Source organism: Bifidobacterium breve DSM 20213 = JCM 1192, assembly GCF_001025175.1.
Taxonomy (GTDB): domain Bacteria; phylum Actinomycetota; class Actinomycetes; order Actinomycetales; family Bifidobacteriaceae; genus Bifidobacterium; species Bifidobacterium breve.
Genome location: NZ_AP012324.1, coordinates 296,202 through 311,572, shown reverse-complemented (window position 1 = coordinate 311,572; position 15,371 = coordinate 296,202). Strand labels below are relative to the sequence as shown.

Genomic DNA, 15,371 nt, shown 5'->3' with positions numbered 1-15,371 from the left:
CCAAATCAGCGATAGTTTATCGTAAGCCTCGGAAACGCACGTTCAAACTGTGTATTCCCTTGCGAATATTGCATAGACCGCGATGCGCGCGGGCGATGCAAACAAGTTCTTTGTGCTGCCGTCTCTTGTTATCTTGGCGAGGGCAGATACACCTTTAATGAATATCGTCAGGAATGTCGATGTCGGTTTTCTGTACTTCCTCGACATTGACATCCTTGAACGTCACGATACGCACCGACTTGACGAAACGGCTGGAACGGTACACATCCCATACCCATGCATCAGTCAGCTGCACGTCGAAGTAGACGTCCTGGCCTGCGGAACGAACATTGAAATCCACTTTGTTCGCTAGATAGAAACGGCGCTCGGTCTCCACGACGTACGTGAACAGCTTGATGACATCGCGGTATTCCCGGTACAACGCGAGTTCGGCGTCAGTTTCGTAATTATCCAGATCCTCGGCGCTCATGCTCGATTATTCACCTTCCGTATCTCGCTTGCGTCCGCGACCCAGTGTACGCCACCAAGCTTCCTTGGAAGATTTGCGGTCGGCCTGACCATATGGCCAATTGCTCTCTTCATCCGTGGAACGAGTATGCGTTCCCGTGGTGGCCTGCTCGCTGGTGCTCTGCGGTTGGGCAGGTGCTTCGGCGATTTCAGACGATGTCTCGGACTCGTCGGCAGCCGTGGACTGCTCTCCTGCTCCGGGCTCGGCAACACGCTGCTGAATCGCCATGGAGTGTTCACGCGCAGACAGCGCTTCCTTGACACCGGGATTGTCCTCAATCAAGTGCATGCCGAAAGCATCCAGGGAGCGAATCGGATCGTATTCATCCACCAACGTATCCATAACAATAAGATCCTGATACTTATTGTTTTCCACATCCCACAGGGCATCGCGCGATGTGCCCGACGGCACGAAACCAAGCGACTGGTAGACGGAAATCGAGCGAGTGTTCGTTTCCGGAACGCTCACCCAGATACGGTGCATGCCCAAGCCGGCCGGCTCCGGGGCAAAGCCGTAGGTCATCACACGCGGCATGGCATCGCGGGAATAGCCACGGCCGCGGTAGTCCTTGCCCAGAATGATCTGGATACGGGCGGAACGGGACCAGCCATCGATATCGATGAGGAAAATCATGCCGATAACGTTGTCGGTGGGAGCGGCATCGATCATGCCGTCATCGTCATGGTCGGCGTCGGTAAGCACGGCCCATGCGATGGTGCGGCGAGATTCCGGATCGCCCACGCCTGATTCCGCGGGAGCCTGTCCGGCTTCCCAAGCCTGAGAACGACGAACCCATGTGTGCACGACGGCACGTTCGGTGGCCGCATCTTTACCGGTGATTTTGGACGCGCCATAGAAAGCGTCGAGTTCATCCAACCGGAGCAGGTCTTCAACGGTAGCGGGGCGCAAATGCACCATTTCACCGGTAATCGGTGGAATGACGATGCTATGTGGCAGATCGCGCGTAAGTTGCGCGTCAGTAGCCAGGCTCAGCGTCTCGTTGGTTTCAGTCATTAGCGTATGTCCCCTGTCTCGGCTCGCGATTCAGTGCCGAACATATCTTACTTGACTGGGTGAACGCTGGAAGTGAGTGGGGTCGTTCCCTTACAAAAGGAATAAAGGCTCCCCTCAAAGAGGGGAGCCAGTGAATCTAATCAGCCCTTGATCTTGCTCATGACGACCTTGGTGACGGCCTTGGCATCGGCCTGGCCACGCGTGGCCTTCATCACGGCGCCGATGATCACGCCCATCGGCTTCATGTTGCCGCTCTTGAGCTTCTCGACCACGTCCGGGTTCGCCTCGAACGCCGCTTCGACGGCCGTCTCGATGGCACCGTTGTCTTCGACGATCTTGTAGTCGTGCTTCTTGACGACTTCATCCGGAGTGCCTTCGCCCTTGAGCACGCCTTCGACGGTCTGCTTGGCGAGCTTGTCGTTGAGCTTGCCGGAGGCGATGAGCTTCTCGACTTCGGCCACGTCGGCCGGGGTGATCGGCAGCTCTTCGAGGGACACACCCTTGGCGTTGGCTTCGCGGGAAAGCTCGCCCAGCCACCACTTGCGCGCACCGGCCGCCTTGGCACCGGCCTTGACGGTTTCCTCAATCAGGTCGAGGGCGTCGGCGTTGAGGATGTCGCGCATCTGCAGATCACTCAGGCCCCACTCGGACTTGAGGCGGTTGCGGCGCTCGCGCGGCATTTCCGGCATCTGGGCCTTCATCTCCTCGATGTGCTCCTTGGTGATGTGGAGCATGACGAGGTCGGGGTCCGGGAAGTAACGGTAGTCGTCGGCATCGGACTTCAGACGGCCGCCAGCGGTGGTCTGCGTAGCCTCATCCCAGTGGCGGGTCTCCTGCAGAATCTCCTTGCCTTCGTCGAGGCGCGCGGCCTGACGGCGAATCTCGTACTGAATGGTCTTCTCGATGCCACGGAACGAGTTCACGTTCTTGGTTTCGGAACGGATGCCGTACGGGGCATCGGCGCTCGGGCGCAGCGAAACGTTCACGTCGGCGCGCATGTTGCCCTGTTCCATGCGGGCGTGGGAGATGTTCAGCGCGCGCACGATGTCGCGGATAGCGCGAACATAAGCACCAGCGATTTCGGGAGCGCGGTCGCCCGCACCCTCGATCGGCTTGGTCACAATCTCGATCAGCGGCACACCAGCGCGGTTGTAGTCGACCAGCGAGTGGTCGGCACCCTCGATACGGCCGTCGGCGCCACCCACGTGGGTGTTCTTGCCGGCGTCGTCCTCGATGTGGGCGCGCTCGATCGGCACACGGAACACGGTGCCGTCTTCCAGCTCAACGTCCAGATAGCCGTTGCCGTTGGTGGGCTTGTCGTACTGCGAGATCTGGTAGTCACGCGGCATATCCGGGTAGAAGTAGTTCTTACGGGCGAACTGGCTCCACTCGGCGATTTCGCAGTGCAGGGCAAGGCCCAGCTTGATGGCGTAATCGACGGCGGTCTTGTTGATCACCGGCAGGCTTCCCGGCAGACCGAGGCTCACCGGGGTCAGTTCGGTGTTCGGCTCGCCGCCGAACTCGATGTGGGCCGGGCAGAACAGCTTGGTGTTCGTGGACAGCTCCACGTGGGTTTCCAGACCGAAGACCACATCGTACTTCTTGGTGGCATCGGCGTACTTCATCAGTTTTTCAGCCATGATGTTGTTTCTTTCCTTCCGATGCTCACTTGCCCAGACCGTCAAGCCACGGGGTCTTGAGGTCGTTCCAGATCGGGCCGTTCCAGCTGTCTTCCAGCGCGGCTTCCAGGGCCGCCGCCGGCTTGTACATGACTTCGTCGCGCTGCTGCGGGGCGATGAACTGGAAGCCGACGGGCAGGCCGTCGTCGGACAGGCCGGCCGGGATGGACATGGCGGGCATACCGGCAAGGTTGGCCGGAATCGTGGCGATGTCGTTGACGTACATGGCCAGCGGATCGTTCATCTTCTCGCCGAACTTGAAGGCGGTAGACGGGCTGGTAGGCGAGATCAGCACATCGACCTGTTCGAAGGCCTTCTTGAAGTCCTCGATGATGAGCGTACGGACCTTTTGGGCCGAGCCGTACCAGGCGTCGTAGTAACCGGCGGACAGGGCGTAGGTGCCGAGGATGATGCGGCGCTTGACCTCGTCGCCGAAGCCGGCCTCACGGGTGTAGGCCATCATGTTGGCGGCGGTCTGGGGCACGCCGGCCGGCGGCATGACGCGCAGACCGTAGCGCATGCCATCGTAACGGGCCAGGTTGGAGCTGACCTCGGACGGCATGATGATGTAGTAGGCGCCCAGCGAGTATCCGATGTGCGGGCAGGAGACCTCAACGACCTCGGCGCCCATTTCCTTGAGCTTGTCGACGGCCTCGTTGAAGCGAGCCTCGACGCCGGGCTGGAAGCCGTCGCCACCGAGTTCCTTGATGAGGCCGACCTTCATGCCCTTGAGGTCACGCTTGGCGCCTTCGCGGGCGGCGGCGACCATCGGGCGCGGGCCTTCGGGAATGGAGGTGGAATCACGCTTGTCGTGGCCACCGATAATCTCCTGCAGCAGGGCGGAGTCGAGCACGGTGCGGGAGACCGGGCCGATCTGGTCGAGCGAGGAGGCCATGGCGATGGCCCCGAAACGGGAGACGCCGCCGTAGGTGGGTTTGACGCCCACGGTGCCGGTCAGGGCGCCGGGCTGACGGATCGATCCACCGGTGTCGGTGCCGAGGGCGATCGGGGCCTCGAATGCGGCGACCGCGGAGGCGGAGCCACCACCGGAACCGCCGGGCACGCGCTCGGTGTCCCACGGGTTGTGGGTGGTTTGGTAGGCGGAGTGCTCGGTGGAGGAGCCCTGGGCGAATTCGTCGAGGTTGGTCTTGCCGAGGATCGGCATGCCGGCGGCCTTGAGCTTTTCGATGACGGTGGCGTCGTACGGCGGCACCCAGCCCTCGAGGATCTTGGAGGCGGCGGTGGTTTCGATGCCCTTGGTGACGATCATGTCCTTGATGGCGATCGGCACACCGGCCAGCTCGGGCAGGGCGGCCTTGTCTTCGGCGGACTTGGCGTCGAAGGCGTCGGCCTGCTCGAGAGCCACATCGCCGGAAACCTTCAGGAAGGCCTTGATAGACGGCTCAGCGGCTTCGATCACCTTGAGGTGGGCTTCGACGAGCTCGCGAGAGGTGACGTCGCCCTTCTTGATGGCAGCGGCCTGCTCGGCAGCAGACAGTTTGACAAGAGTTGCGGTTTCGTTGCTCATCGATTACTCCTCGCTTCCCAGGATTCGCGGTGCCACGAACATGCCGGCCTCGGTCTTCGGGCCACCGGCGAGCGCCTCTTCCTGCGTGAGCGGGGTTTCGGCGACGTCTGGGCGCAGGTAGGCTTCCAGCGGAACCGGGTTGGCGGTCGGCGGCACATCGTCGGAGGCGACTTCCTGGACCTTGTTGATGGAGTCTGCGATGACGTTCAGTTCGCCCTGCAGACGGGTGATTTCCTCATCGGTGAGCGCGATTCGGGCCAGATCGCCCAAATGCACGATTTCTTCGCGTGAAAATGTTGGCATGGCCATAACTATATGAGCCGTATGTGACACGCAGTTATCGGAAAGCCTCGTTTTCCCGCCCATTGGAACAATGCGCCAGCCCTTCACGGGTTCCACCACCAATTCGAGAGCTCCCAACGGGGCAAACCCACCAGCCAACCGCACAACCACCCCACTCATCACCCCTCAGCGGGGCAAAACCACGAGTAACTAATGGAAACGACTCACTCACAACCCTTCAACGAAGCAAAATCGCGAATAACCAACGAAAGCACCTCCCTCATCATCCCAAGCGAAGCAAAACCACCAACAGATCACGACACCGCACCACTCATCACCTCGCAGCGGGGCAAAACCACGAGTAACCAATGAAGACACCTCGCCCAGCATCCCAAGCGGGGCAAAACCACGACAAAGCCGAAGAAAAACCACGCTTACTGGCACTCAGCGAGGTAAAACCACGAGCTGACCATGAAAGCACCTCGCTGCTGTCCCCCAACGAAGCAAAACCTCGATCTAATCGAGAAAATGCTCTACTCACGACTTCTCAGCGGAGCAAAAATGCGAGCTAGTCAGGTTTGCCCCTCTTTAAACACCAATTGCCCCTCTAAACGCCAAAAACCGAATCCGGCAAGTGCAAGGAACAGGAAAGCCTCTCCAGGCACCGCATCAACGCACTCGAAATAGTTATCCACATTCCACGCCGCAACGGGGGCACATGCATAATTATCATGCCGATGATTCACACCTCAATCCGCAAGCATCCGCGAGATATAGCCAATCTATGCAATTCTCACATGCGAATCCGCTCGAAGCTGCGACCACATTGCCCGAATAAGTGGACACTTCATTCTCGATTGGCATACTTTCGATTCATGAAACATCACAAAGAAGTGGATGCGCTTATCGCGCAAGCGGAAGCAGCAGGCATATGTATTTACGGCCGAACAAAATCACACTGCTCGGCCCTTATTCGCCGAGCCAAAGAACTCGAGCTCAAGCGAGTATTTCCCAACATGTATGTCAAACCGGAATACTGGAATGCGCTCAAACCCGATGAACGCATACAGCATGTGGCATGCACACTCCATCTCAAGCATCCAAACTGGGTTTTCGCCGGAGTCACCGCAGCGGCACTGCATGGTTTCGAGCACCCATGGCATCTTCATGCCGGCTCCGTTACCATCGCCACCGCGTCGCAAGGTACCAACGCGAACAATGCCAATATCAAACGTGTATTCGTACCACATTGTGCACCGGAATATGTCAATGGAATCCCTGTGACCAATGGGGCACAAACAGTAGTGGACTGCGGGCTGTCTACCGATTTTCGCTTCGCGTTGCCAATCATCGATTCGGCACTACGTAAAGGTACTGCCATTGCGGACATTCTCAATATTTGCAGCACTATGCACCGCGATTGCACGCCGATATTCCGCTTGCTTCATTATGCGAACCCGGCAAGCGAAAACGGCGGCGAATCACTCGGTCGAGGCACAATCGTTGAAGGCGGACTCATGGTCCCCGAATTGCAGCAAGACATCACCGACCCGCAAACGGGCGCGCTGTACCGGGTAGATTATCTCTGGCGGCTGCCCGACGGCCGTCTTATCGTCGGCGAATATGACGGGTACGAGAAATACACCAATCCGAATATGAATGACCGCAGGGGTATTCAAGGAGCAGTGCACGCGGAAAAAGAGCGGGAAACCGGACTGTATCGAGCCAAAGTCGACTCCATAGTTCGGTTCACTTATGAGGATGTGTTGAAGCAGCATCCAATGATCAATAAACTACGGGCTGCCGGCGTTCCCGACGCAACAATGGTGATGCGATAACAATCGTCAGCATATGTCTGATGCACGAAGGTGTGATTGCTTTATGCGGCGATAATCCTGCAGCAGAGAACATAGCTACTTGATGTCCGCTTTTTTGGTGACGATGAGTCCGCCAGCCCATGCTGCGGCGGCCCAGGCGAGGAGGATCAGGCCGGACTGCCACCAATCGGGAATCCAGTAGTTCGGTTTAACGGCTGCGGCAAGGGTGGACTGCGAGCTGCTTTCTATACCAGCGCCGAGGAAATGATTCATGGCGGTGTCCGGTGTCAGATAGGACAAAGTGCCAAGCCATTCGACCTGGTTAATGGCCATCGATGTGATGGACAGTACTGACGAGAGCACCATGAAGAGCACGATCAGCGCGCATACGCCGCCCACTGTGGAACGGGTCATGCCGCCAAGTCCCTGCGCCATCAGGGACACCAGCACAATAGTCAGAGGGAAGCCGATCAACGTGACAGGAATGATTCGACTTTGATCGCTGGTCAGCGCCGTAATGTCATGGCCTCGAGTGAATAGCCAGAGCACACCTGCGGCCAGCAGAATGCCGACAATACCAGCAACCAGCGCAAACAGGGCCGTGGCCACGGACTTAGTGGCATAGAACATGCCGCGCCTGGGGTTGACCGTCAGACTGGATTGCACGGCTGATGTGGTGTATTCGCTGGTGATGGCCATCACGCCGAAAATGCCGATGACCAGCGCCGCGGTCGAGCCGGAAGAAGCCAGTACCGCCCACAGATCTGCGGCGGATATGGGCTTGGGATTGTCCAGCGTCTTGCCAGTGTTCAAATCCGTAGACGCCATGAAGGTCACACTCCAAGCGCTCAACGCGGACATAGCCAGCATGAGCGCGACCGCAATACCCAACAGCACCTTGGTGGAGTTCAGTGACCACAGTTTCAGCAATTCGGCTTTTAGCGAGCCGAACACAGTGAGCTTGGCACGACGGTACGTGCTGCTGGCACGACGGCTAGAGGCAGGACGGCCGGAAGCCTCTGCGTTGGCAGGTTGGCTGGGTCCGGTCGCATCAGGCATATGCTTTTCAGCAGCTGCACCACTCATACTGCCGGTCATATTGGCGTTTTCCGTGGCCGTTCTCATGGTATTGGAGCTCATCATCCGACCTCCTTGGCCAGGTATTCGGCGCTGCTGTGGGTCAGCCATATACGACTCTTCCAAGGAGGCGTGCTCTTCGACGAATTCGTAAGTAATCAGGCCGGCCCGGGCGAACGCCTGTGCCGCCGCAACCAAGTCGGCGCCATTGACACGAAATACCTCGCCTACTTGCGGGTCATCGGATTTGCGAGTATCGGGAACCACGGTGACCTCAGGGCTACTGGTAAAAATCGCACGCAACTTGTCGGGTTCCGGCGTCACCACACGGATGGATCTGGAGGAATGCTCGGCCACGAATGCACTCACCGTGGTGGTTTCCAACACATGGCCTTGCCCGATAATCACCAGATTATCCGCGGTCAACGCCACCTCGCTCATCAAGTGCGAGCTCAGCAGCACGGCTCGTCCTTCAGCTGCGTAGTAACGACATAAGTCGCGAACCCATTTAATGCCTTCTGGATCGAGACCGTTGATTGGCTCGTCCAACACCAGATTGTGCGGGTTGCCCAGCAATGCCGCAGCAATGGACAGTCGCTGGCTCATACCGAGCGAGAACTGACCGGCTCTGACATTGGCCACAGCTTGCAGACCGGTCATGTCAATGACCTCATCGACTCGACGCTTAGGAATGTTGTTGGTATAGGCAAGGGCCTGTAAATGGGCTCGTGCAGTGCGCGACTTATGCGCTGACTTGGCGTCAAGCACCGCACCGACCGCACGCATTGGTGCGCGTAAGGTGACATATGGTTTGCCATCGATTAGCGCGCGGCCCTTATCCGGGCTGATGAGTCCGAGCGCAGCACGCATAGTGGTGGATTTGCCTGCGCCATTCGGTCCCAGAAAACCCGTAACCTTGCCATCTTCGGCAGTGAACGACACACCGTCTAGTGCCTGCTTGGTCTTGAAGCGTTTGCTCAGCTCCTCAACTTCAATCATGCTTTCACTCTAGCCCATATTGGACAGATTGGGGAGAGCTGTCGACACACGTCTACCGGGGCTTGTGTTTCACGCAATGTTTCACAGGAGGAAATATGGGGAATTGATGTTTCACAAAATGTTTCACGGACTATTGCTGTGACGCAACACCACAGATAATACGCGGAATTGCGATGGCAGCGAGGCTTCTCTATGCTCCATCAGACTGCGGTTGCGGCATGCTGGGCAATCCATGCATGCATGGCCACGGCCGCCGCGGCGCCAGCGTTAATGGACCGCACCGAACCAAATTGGGAGATGTATACCACGTCGTCGGCTAGTTCCAAGGCCTTACTGCTCAGCCCGGGGCCTTCGGCGCCGAACAGTAGCAGACAGCGCTTGGGGAATGCATAGGTCTCCATGGGCACCGCGCCCGGAATGATGTCCAGAGCAATGATGCGAGCGGCTTCCAGTTCCTTGATGCGGGCATCCGCCTGTGCGATTTCGGCAGTGGCCTCGGCAACTGCCGAAACAGCATTCAGCGCCGACACGTGGGAGGACACAGTTGCACCGGAATTACCGATGATGCCCTCCGACCCATTGCCGGCACCAGTCTCCGCCCCATTATGAGCACTGGCGATGGCATGGGCCTTTAAGGCAGCCGCCCCAGCCCGCGCCCGTTCGGTAGCGATTTCACCAGCGATACGATTATGCCAGCATTCCACCAACTCCGCGATTGAGGGGTGATGCTCAACGTGCTGGTAGAGCTCAGTCATCAGCGCGCCTTTGCGATTCCACTTATGCGGGCCGACGATATGCACGCGCTTGGCCTGAAAAGCATTGGCAGTGCGCACCATGGATCCGATATTGAAATCGTGGGTCCAGTTCTCCACCGCCACTTCGAAATCGTGGCGGCCGTGGGCATCGAGATCTTCTTTGATGGCCTGCACAGTCCAGTAGCGATATCGGTCGAGCACATTGCGGCGATCGCCCTCATCGAGCAGAGCAGAATCGAAACGGACATCGTAATTAGGCGATGCCAAGTCATCAGGACGAGGTTCGCCGGGATGGGTTTCAGCCCATGGGCCAAGACCGACTTCACGGAATTCCGGTTCGCCCGAGGCTTTTGCCGCCAAGGAAATCTGGTTGGGTGCGTGCACAGTTGCTCCTCGGAGATTATCAACGTCGTGCGCCGACCACAGCTCGTTGCGCCCGACAGCCTCCCGAATGGGGAAGCCACGAATGGAATTACCTCAGCTCGGATTCGTCAAAGACCTGAACGAATGGCAGTACGTGGCTTTCGCCAGTGGAGGGGTTGATGACATTGATGTCTTTAGCTCCACCGCCGACCAGTGAGGTAATAGCCACGACCTGAGCGCCGAGTTGTTCGACCACGCCGAAGTCGAGGCTGAGTTCGTTGCCATTACGCAGGGTAACCAGCGAACTGGTCTGCACATACGATTTTTCGGACAGCCATGCATCCAACAGCATCACGCGTCGTCCTTCAATAGACGGACCCTTGATTGAGGGATACACGAAGTCCATTACGAATCCGTCCAGATCCTCGCCACGGGAAGCAGCAGCATGAATCATGGCAGACACCATGGGTACGGCAGCTGCAGTCAAGGCACCAACGGCGTCAAAATCATCAACCGAATAGCCTGCATCTTCAAGAGTGTCAATGAGCACATGACCCATCACCGTGGCGGCACGATGATCGAAAGTCACCGAGGCAAGTTCCGAAAACGGGCGGCCAACCACGTGCTCCTTCAGCAGGGTGGCCAGCTGCTCATGCGGCTCCAGCATGGCAAAAGCGGAAGCGTCGCGTGAAACATTGAGGTCCGAGGTGCCGGTCGGGCGGAATCCAGATTCAGTCATGCTTCAAGCCTATCGCCTGAGGCAGTCAGCTTGACCGGCTCATCATCCTCCGACGATGTCACCTCGGGGGCGGATAACTCACTGACATTGCCTTTGTCTGATTCGATAAGAGGCACTTCCTCGAGCACCTTGGTGGGTTCGAGCTTTTGCAGTTTGCGAGCCGTGGGCAATACACGTCGCTCCAAACTGGATGCGAACTTGTTATAGGCACTGACCGTCTTGGTGATTTGGGTTCCCAGCCTGGTGGCATAGTCGCCAAGCACGGCGAAGCGCTCATACAGCTCTCGAGACAAATCGAACAACTGCTTGGCATCATCCGTCAGCGATTGCTGCTGCCATGCATAGGCCACTGATTTCAGCACGGCCCACAGGGTCACTGGCGAGGTCAAGGCCACCTTGCGGGAGAAGGCATCATCCATCAGCGTGGGATCGGCCTCAAGCGCCGCCTGCAACAACGCCTCATTGGGAATAAAGGCGATAACGAAATCAGGAGTGACGGGGAACGCATTCCAATAGGCCTTCTCCCCCAACGCACGCACGTGTTCTCGAAGCGCCTTGGCATGGGATCGCAACAGGTCGTTACGACGATCCAACTCCTCGGGGCCCGCGGTCTCGGGAATCTCACAAGCCCGCTGATAGTCGGCATACGGCACCTTGGCATCAATCGGAATGGTCTTGCCACCGGGCAGATGCACCACCATATCCGGCCTGAGCATACGACCGTCGGCATCGGACACCACCACTTGGGTGTCAAAGTCAACGTGCTCCAGCAATCCCGCGGACTCCACAATATTCTTCAGCTGCGCCTCGCCCCAGGCACCACGAACCTTATTGTTGCGCAGTGCCGCGGATAGTGAACTCGTTTCCTTGTCCAACCGGGCCTGCTGATCATTCAGGCCCTTGAGTTGAGCCCCGAGCGCCCCCATCTCTTTCTTGCGGCCTTCTTCGATTTGGGTGACCTTGGTCTGGAGCGAATCGAGATTCTTGGCAACAGGAGCAAGCGCTTCCAGCACTTTACTCTGCTCTTTCAGACGAGCCTCCTGCTCGACACGCTTGACTTCGGCGGCTTCGGCATCGGCCTTACGCTTCTGTTCAGCCTCGGCGGCCGCGCGCTCACGCTCACGCTCGATGCGAATCTGTTCCGCATGCTGCGCCTGAGCAAGCTGTGACTTCACGAACGTCAATTGCTGGTTCGCACCTTCAAGCTGCGCTTGAGAAGCGGCATTGCGAGCGGTCAAATCGGCAATCTCCCCATGCGCCGACTCCAGCAAGCTTTTGGCCTCCTCCAGCTCCGAAGCCCTGGCATCACGCGCCATAGCCTGACCTTTATGCCGCCCCAATAAAAAGCCGGCACAAAGCCCAAGCCCCGCACCGACCACCAGCACGGCGATGACCACAATCACAGTTCCCATTTGTTCAAACATGGTTCCCAGTATTCCACCATCTTCAACCGGCGGTAGATATGTTCCTGTTTCCTAACGTCAGCATTGACAATCGCACCGCATGCATAACGACAGACGACCAGGGCCAACAGCCAAACACACGACCAACTACGACCTCACCAAGCGCGCGATGGCCGCGGATGCCTCCTCAAGCTTGCTATCGGCAACTTCACCGCCCTGCACCGCCGCCTGGCGCACACAGTGATTCAGATGATCGTCCAGCAATATCAAGGCCACCGACTTCAACGCCGAATTCGATGCCGAAATCTGCGTCAACACGTCAATGCAGTATTTATTGTCCTCCACCATCTGCGTAATGGCGTGAACCTGCCCCTCAATGCGGCGCAGCCGCGCAATGACTTTGGCCTTATCGTCGTCATACCCGTGCATCGCTGCCTCCTGATACTCATCTTTCAGCTGAACACACCCCATTATATACCCCATAGGGGTATAGGGTATATACTGTTGCTCGGTATAATACTGATGGGAAGGAGCGGTGATGGAGTTCAACCTTTTCTCGACCGCCGCGGCGCTGATTGCGGCAGCCGCCTTGACATGGCTGGTGCTCAGGTTCTTTTTCGGCGCGCAGAAGGCCGCATCCGGGGCCATGGACGTCTCCGGCAAGCGCCAGACCGCAACAATCACCGTCAAAGGTGGCTACTCCCCTGCCGTGGTGAGTATGCGCGCGGGCACACCGATCACACTGACATTCGACCGGCAGGAGACCGGTGAATGCACCTCTCACGTGGTGTTTGGCGACCTCGGCCTCGATGCCATGCTGCCCGGCAATGCGGTGACCGACGTGGAATTGCCCGCATTGCCCGCCGGCGAATATCCATTTGCCTGCGGCATGAACATGGTGCACGGCCTGCTGAAGGTCGAAGGAAATGCCAGCGCAGGCACGGACAAACTGCACCCGCTCACTGCATCAGCGGAAGCCCCGATGTTGGACTCCGCAGAAGCAGAACGACGTGAGGCAGCGGAACGCACGAAGGAAATCACATCGTTGACACGATTAGTGGCCATCGGCACAGTGCTGACACTCCCCGTGTTCATCGTCACCATGCTGCACATGGCCAATCCGATGCTGGTGCCGCACTGGATGGTGAATCCATGGCTGCAGGCCATTCTCATCACACCGGTGATGTTCTACTGCGGCCACCCGATCCACGCGGTCGGATTCCCCGCACTGGCGCACCGCTCCCCCGACATGAATTCGCTCGTCTCGTTGGGCACATCGGCCGCCTATCTCTATTCGCTGGTGACCTGTGTAGCCCCTCAGGTATTTCCGGAAGGTTCACGCGAGCCGTATTTTGAATCGGTCGGCGTGGTCATCACCCTGGTACTGGTCGGTCGACTGCTGGAGACCAAGGCCCGCGAAGGCACCGGCAAGGCGGTGCAATCACTAATCAAGCTACGGCCTCGCAACGCGCATAAGCTGAATGCGGCTTCGCCAGAGAACGTGGAATGGCTCAATCCCGCGAATTTCACGGACATGGACATCGATACGATTGCCGTCGGCGATCTGCTGGTCGTCAAGAACGGCGAGCGCGTGCCCACAGACGGCATCATCGTGGCCGGCAACGCGAGTATCGATGAATCAATGATTACCGGCGAATCCAAGCCCGTCACCAAAACGACCGGAGCGGCCGTCACCGGAGCAACCGTATTGCTCAAGGGTGACCTCGTCATGCAAGCCACTCAGGTCGGTGCCAATACTGTGCTCTCCCAAATCGCGGCGATGGTGGCCCGCGCGCAGGCAACCAAAGCTCCGGTGCAGCAGCTGGCCGATAGAATCGCCAGGTATTTCGTGCCAGCAGTGATGGTCATCGCTATATGGACCTTTGCCATATGGATTGCGCTTGGCCCTGCGCCGCAACTGGCGCACGCGCTGATCACCGCAGTCAGCGTGCTCATTATCGCCTGCCCGTGCGCTCTGGGTCTTGCCACCCCGCTCTCGGTCACTGTGTCTCTGGGGCTCGGCGCCACCAACGGCGTGCTGGTCACCAGTGCAAAAGCTCTGGAACAGGCGCGGCGCATCGGCACTGTGGTCTTCGACAAGACCGGCACTATTACGCGCGGCGTGGTGGATGCGACCGCCGATTGGAACAAACCGAGCTACGAGCAGGACACCGTTAAGGAAGGATCGCCGGAAGCGATTGCAGCATTGCGTGCACGCGGCATACGCACGGTGATGCTTTCAGGAGACAAGGCCGAAGTGGCAGGGCGCATCGCCCGTGAGGTCGGCATCGATACGGTGATCTGCGAGGTCAAGCCGGATGGCAAGGCCTATTGGATCGCCAAACTGCAGCGCGAGCGTGATGAGAACACAGCCACGTCCGGCTCCTCCCGCGCGCCGCACGATCTTATCGCGATGGTGGGTGACGGCATCAACGACGCCCCGGCGCTGGCACAGGCCGATCTCGGCATCGCCATCGGCACCGGCACCGACGTGGCGATGCAGTCGGCAGACGTGACGCTGATGAGCGGCGATCTGCGCGGCGTCATCAGGACCATCAATCTGTCCAATGCCACGATGCGCAATATCCGAGAGAATCTTGGCTGGGCATTCGGATACAACATCATCGGCATTCCGATTGCCGCCGGCGTGCTTTACCCGTTCACCGGATGGCTGTTGAGCCCGATGATCGCGGGACTGGCGATGGCGTTGAGCTCGGTGTGCCTGGTGCTGAACGCCAATCGTCTTCATGCGGCGAATATCAACGTGGGTGCTGCCGATAGCACCGCTGGCTCGGGCAGCAGCACGGCGGGTATCGAATCAGCCGGATCGGCCGAATCAGCCAATGCCGCCAACGCCACCGGCTCCACCACATCCAACGCGCCTCACGAGCCGACCGTCATCATCGACGATCGCACCACGCTGAATCACACCAATCACGTATCTGACCAATCCAATAATCCAACCAACAAGGAGAACACTATGGATACGGGAATGCACATGCACCACAACGCCCCCGCGGGCGGCGAAACCGCCACCGACCCGGTGTGCGGCATGACCGTGGCGGTGAACGCCGATGCGATCACGCGCGAGTATGAGGGCAAGTCCTATTACTTCTGCGGTGAGCACTGTGCCACGAACTTCATGAAGGCCCCGCAGGTGTTCCTGGAGCAGTAGTCTCTGCGTTTGCCTGATTCAACGACAATGGC

Annotated in this window: 11 protein-coding genes and 3 pseudogenes; 2 read left to right on the top strand and 12 right to left on the bottom strand. The window is 58.5% G+C overall.

Annotated features, from left to right (window positions below):
* Window positions 1-154: 154 nt before the first annotated feature.
* The 5 genes from BBBR_RS01225 to gatC form a co-directional block, all read right to left on the bottom strand.
* On the bottom strand, window positions 155-469 hold the full coding sequence (locus tag BBBR_RS01225) for a DUF2469 domain-containing protein (RefSeq protein WP_003828150.1): 315 nt from the start codon (window positions 467-469) through the stop codon (window positions 155-157).
* Between the two features lie 6 nt (window positions 470-475).
* Window positions 476-1,522, bottom strand: a complete 1,047-nt coding sequence (locus tag BBBR_RS01220; RefSeq protein ID WP_003828149.1) for a GNAT family N-acetyltransferase — start codon at window positions 1,520-1,522, stop codon at window positions 476-478.
* Window positions 1,523-1,662: 140 nt separating this feature from the next.
* Window positions 1,663-3,162 carry an Asp-tRNA(Asn)/Glu-tRNA(Gln) amidotransferase subunit GatB gene (gene gatB, locus BBBR_RS01215; protein ID WP_003828148.1) on the bottom strand — a complete coding sequence of 500 codons (1,500 nt, stop codon included), beginning with the start codon at window positions 3,160-3,162 and terminating at the stop codon, window positions 1,663-1,665.
* A 25-nt stretch (window positions 3,163-3,187) separates the two neighbouring features.
* Complete coding sequence (gene gatA / locus BBBR_RS01210) at window positions 3,188-4,729, bottom strand: Asp-tRNA(Asn)/Glu-tRNA(Gln) amidotransferase subunit GatA (RefSeq protein WP_003828147.1); 1,542 nt, start codon at window positions 4,727-4,729, stop codon at window positions 3,188-3,190.
* 3 nt (window positions 4,730-4,732) lie between these two features.
* Window positions 4,733-5,032, bottom strand: a complete 300-nt coding sequence (gene gatC / locus BBBR_RS01205; RefSeq protein ID WP_011068473.1) for an Asp-tRNA(Asn)/Glu-tRNA(Gln) amidotransferase subunit GatC — start codon at window positions 5,030-5,032, stop codon at window positions 4,733-4,735.
* Window positions 5,033-5,886: 854 nt separating this feature from the next.
* Here gatC and BBBR_RS01200 point away from each other — a divergent pair.
* Window positions 5,887-6,849: a hypothetical protein gene (locus BBBR_RS01200; protein ID WP_003831383.1), complete on the top strand. Its 963-nt coding sequence runs from the start codon at window positions 5,887-5,889 to the stop codon at window positions 6,847-6,849.
* Between the two features lie 75 nt (window positions 6,850-6,924).
* On the opposite strand, the gene BBBR_RS11315 is transcribed toward BBBR_RS01200, so the two are convergent.
* The 7 genes and pseudogenes from BBBR_RS11315 to BBBR_RS01170 all read right to left on the bottom strand — a co-directional run bounded on the left by BBBR_RS11315 (window position 6,925) and on the right by BBBR_RS01170 (window position 12,593).
* Complete coding sequence (locus BBBR_RS11315; protein ID WP_025300993.1) at window positions 6,925-7,971, bottom strand: MATE family efflux transporter; 1,047 nt, start codon at window positions 7,969-7,971, stop codon at window positions 6,925-6,927.
* Window positions 7,968-8,904 (bottom strand): annotated as a pseudogene (locus BBBR_RS10600) (ATP-binding cassette domain-containing protein). The gene BBBR_RS11315 and the pseudogene BBBR_RS10600 overlap by 4 nt, the downstream one beginning before the upstream one ends.
* Before the next feature lie 200 nt (window positions 8,905-9,104).
* A pseudogene (locus BBBR_RS11310) lies at window positions 9,105-9,383 on the bottom strand (TrmH family RNA methyltransferase); the annotation flags it as partial.
* Between the two features lie 144 nt (window positions 9,384-9,527).
* Window positions 9,528-10,043, bottom strand: a pseudogene (locus BBBR_RS11305) (TrmH family RNA methyltransferase); the annotation flags it as partial.
* 88 nt (window positions 10,044-10,131) lie between these two features.
* Window positions 10,132-10,761 (bottom strand): type I phosphoribosyltransferase, encoded by a 630-nt coding sequence (locus tag BBBR_RS01180; RefSeq protein WP_003828139.1) that lies wholly within the window; start codon window positions 10,759-10,761, stop codon window positions 10,132-10,134.
* Window positions 10,758-12,185: a DNA recombination protein RmuC gene (gene rmuC / locus BBBR_RS01175; protein ID WP_003828138.1), complete on the bottom strand. Its 1,428-nt coding sequence runs from the start codon at window positions 12,183-12,185 to the stop codon at window positions 10,758-10,760. Before rmuC ends, BBBR_RS01180 begins: the two co-directional genes overlap by 4 nt.
* Window positions 12,186-12,311: 126 nt before the next feature.
* The gene (locus BBBR_RS01170) at window positions 12,312-12,593 is read right to left on the bottom strand and encodes a metal-sensitive transcriptional regulator (RefSeq protein ID WP_014483396.1); all 282 of its coding nucleotides are present in this window, start codon (window positions 12,591-12,593) and stop codon (window positions 12,312-12,314) included.
* 109 nt (window positions 12,594-12,702) lie between these two features.
* Here BBBR_RS01170 and BBBR_RS01165 point away from each other — a divergent pair, with 109 nt between their 5' ends.
* Complete coding sequence (locus BBBR_RS01165; protein ID WP_003828136.1) at window positions 12,703-15,339, top strand: HAD-IC family P-type ATPase; 2,637 nt, start codon at window positions 12,703-12,705, stop codon at window positions 15,337-15,339.
* Window positions 15,340-15,371: the final 32 nt, after the last annotated feature.

What these genes read in the sequence shown, in the direction of transcription:
- BBBR_RS01220 (WP_003828149.1), bottom strand. Translation starts at nt 1,522, where the DNA reads ATGACTGAAACCAACGAGACGCTGAGCCTGGCTACTGACGCGCAACTT.
- BBBR_RS01180 (WP_003828139.1), bottom strand. Translation starts at nt 10,761, where the DNA reads ATGACTGAATCTGGATTCCGCCCGACCGGCACCTCGGACCTCAATGTT.
- BBBR_RS11315 (WP_025300993.1), bottom strand. Translation starts at nt 7,971, where the DNA reads ATGATGAGCTCCAATACCATGAGAACGGCCACGGAAAACGCCAATATG.
- gatC (WP_011068473.1), bottom strand. Translation starts at nt 5,032, where the DNA reads ATGCCAACATTTTCACGCGAAGAAATCGTGCATTTGGGCGATCTGGCC.
- BBBR_RS01225 (WP_003828150.1), bottom strand. Translation starts at nt 469, where the DNA reads ATGAGCGCCGAGGATCTGGATAATTACGAAACTGACGCCGAACTCGCG.
- gatA (WP_003828147.1), bottom strand. Translation starts at nt 4,729, where the DNA reads ATGAGCAACGAAACCGCAACTCTTGTCAAACTGTCTGCTGCCGAGCAG.
- BBBR_RS01170 (WP_014483396.1), bottom strand. Translation starts at nt 12,593, where the DNA reads ATGCACGGGTATGACGACGATAAGGCCAAAGTCATTGCGCGGCTGCGC.
- BBBR_RS01200 (WP_003831383.1), top strand. Translation starts at nt 5,887, where the DNA reads ATGAAACATCACAAAGAAGTGGATGCGCTTATCGCGCAAGCGGAAGCA.
- gatB (WP_003828148.1), bottom strand. Translation starts at nt 3,162, where the DNA reads ATGGCTGAAAAACTGATGAAGTACGCCGATGCCACCAAGAAGTACGAT.
- BBBR_RS01165 (WP_003828136.1), top strand. Translation starts at nt 12,703, where the DNA reads ATGGAGTTCAACCTTTTCTCGACCGCCGCGGCGCTGATTGCGGCAGCC.
- rmuC (WP_003828138.1), bottom strand. Translation starts at nt 12,185, where the DNA reads ATGTTTGAACAAATGGGAACTGTGATTGTGGTCATCGCCGTGCTGGTG.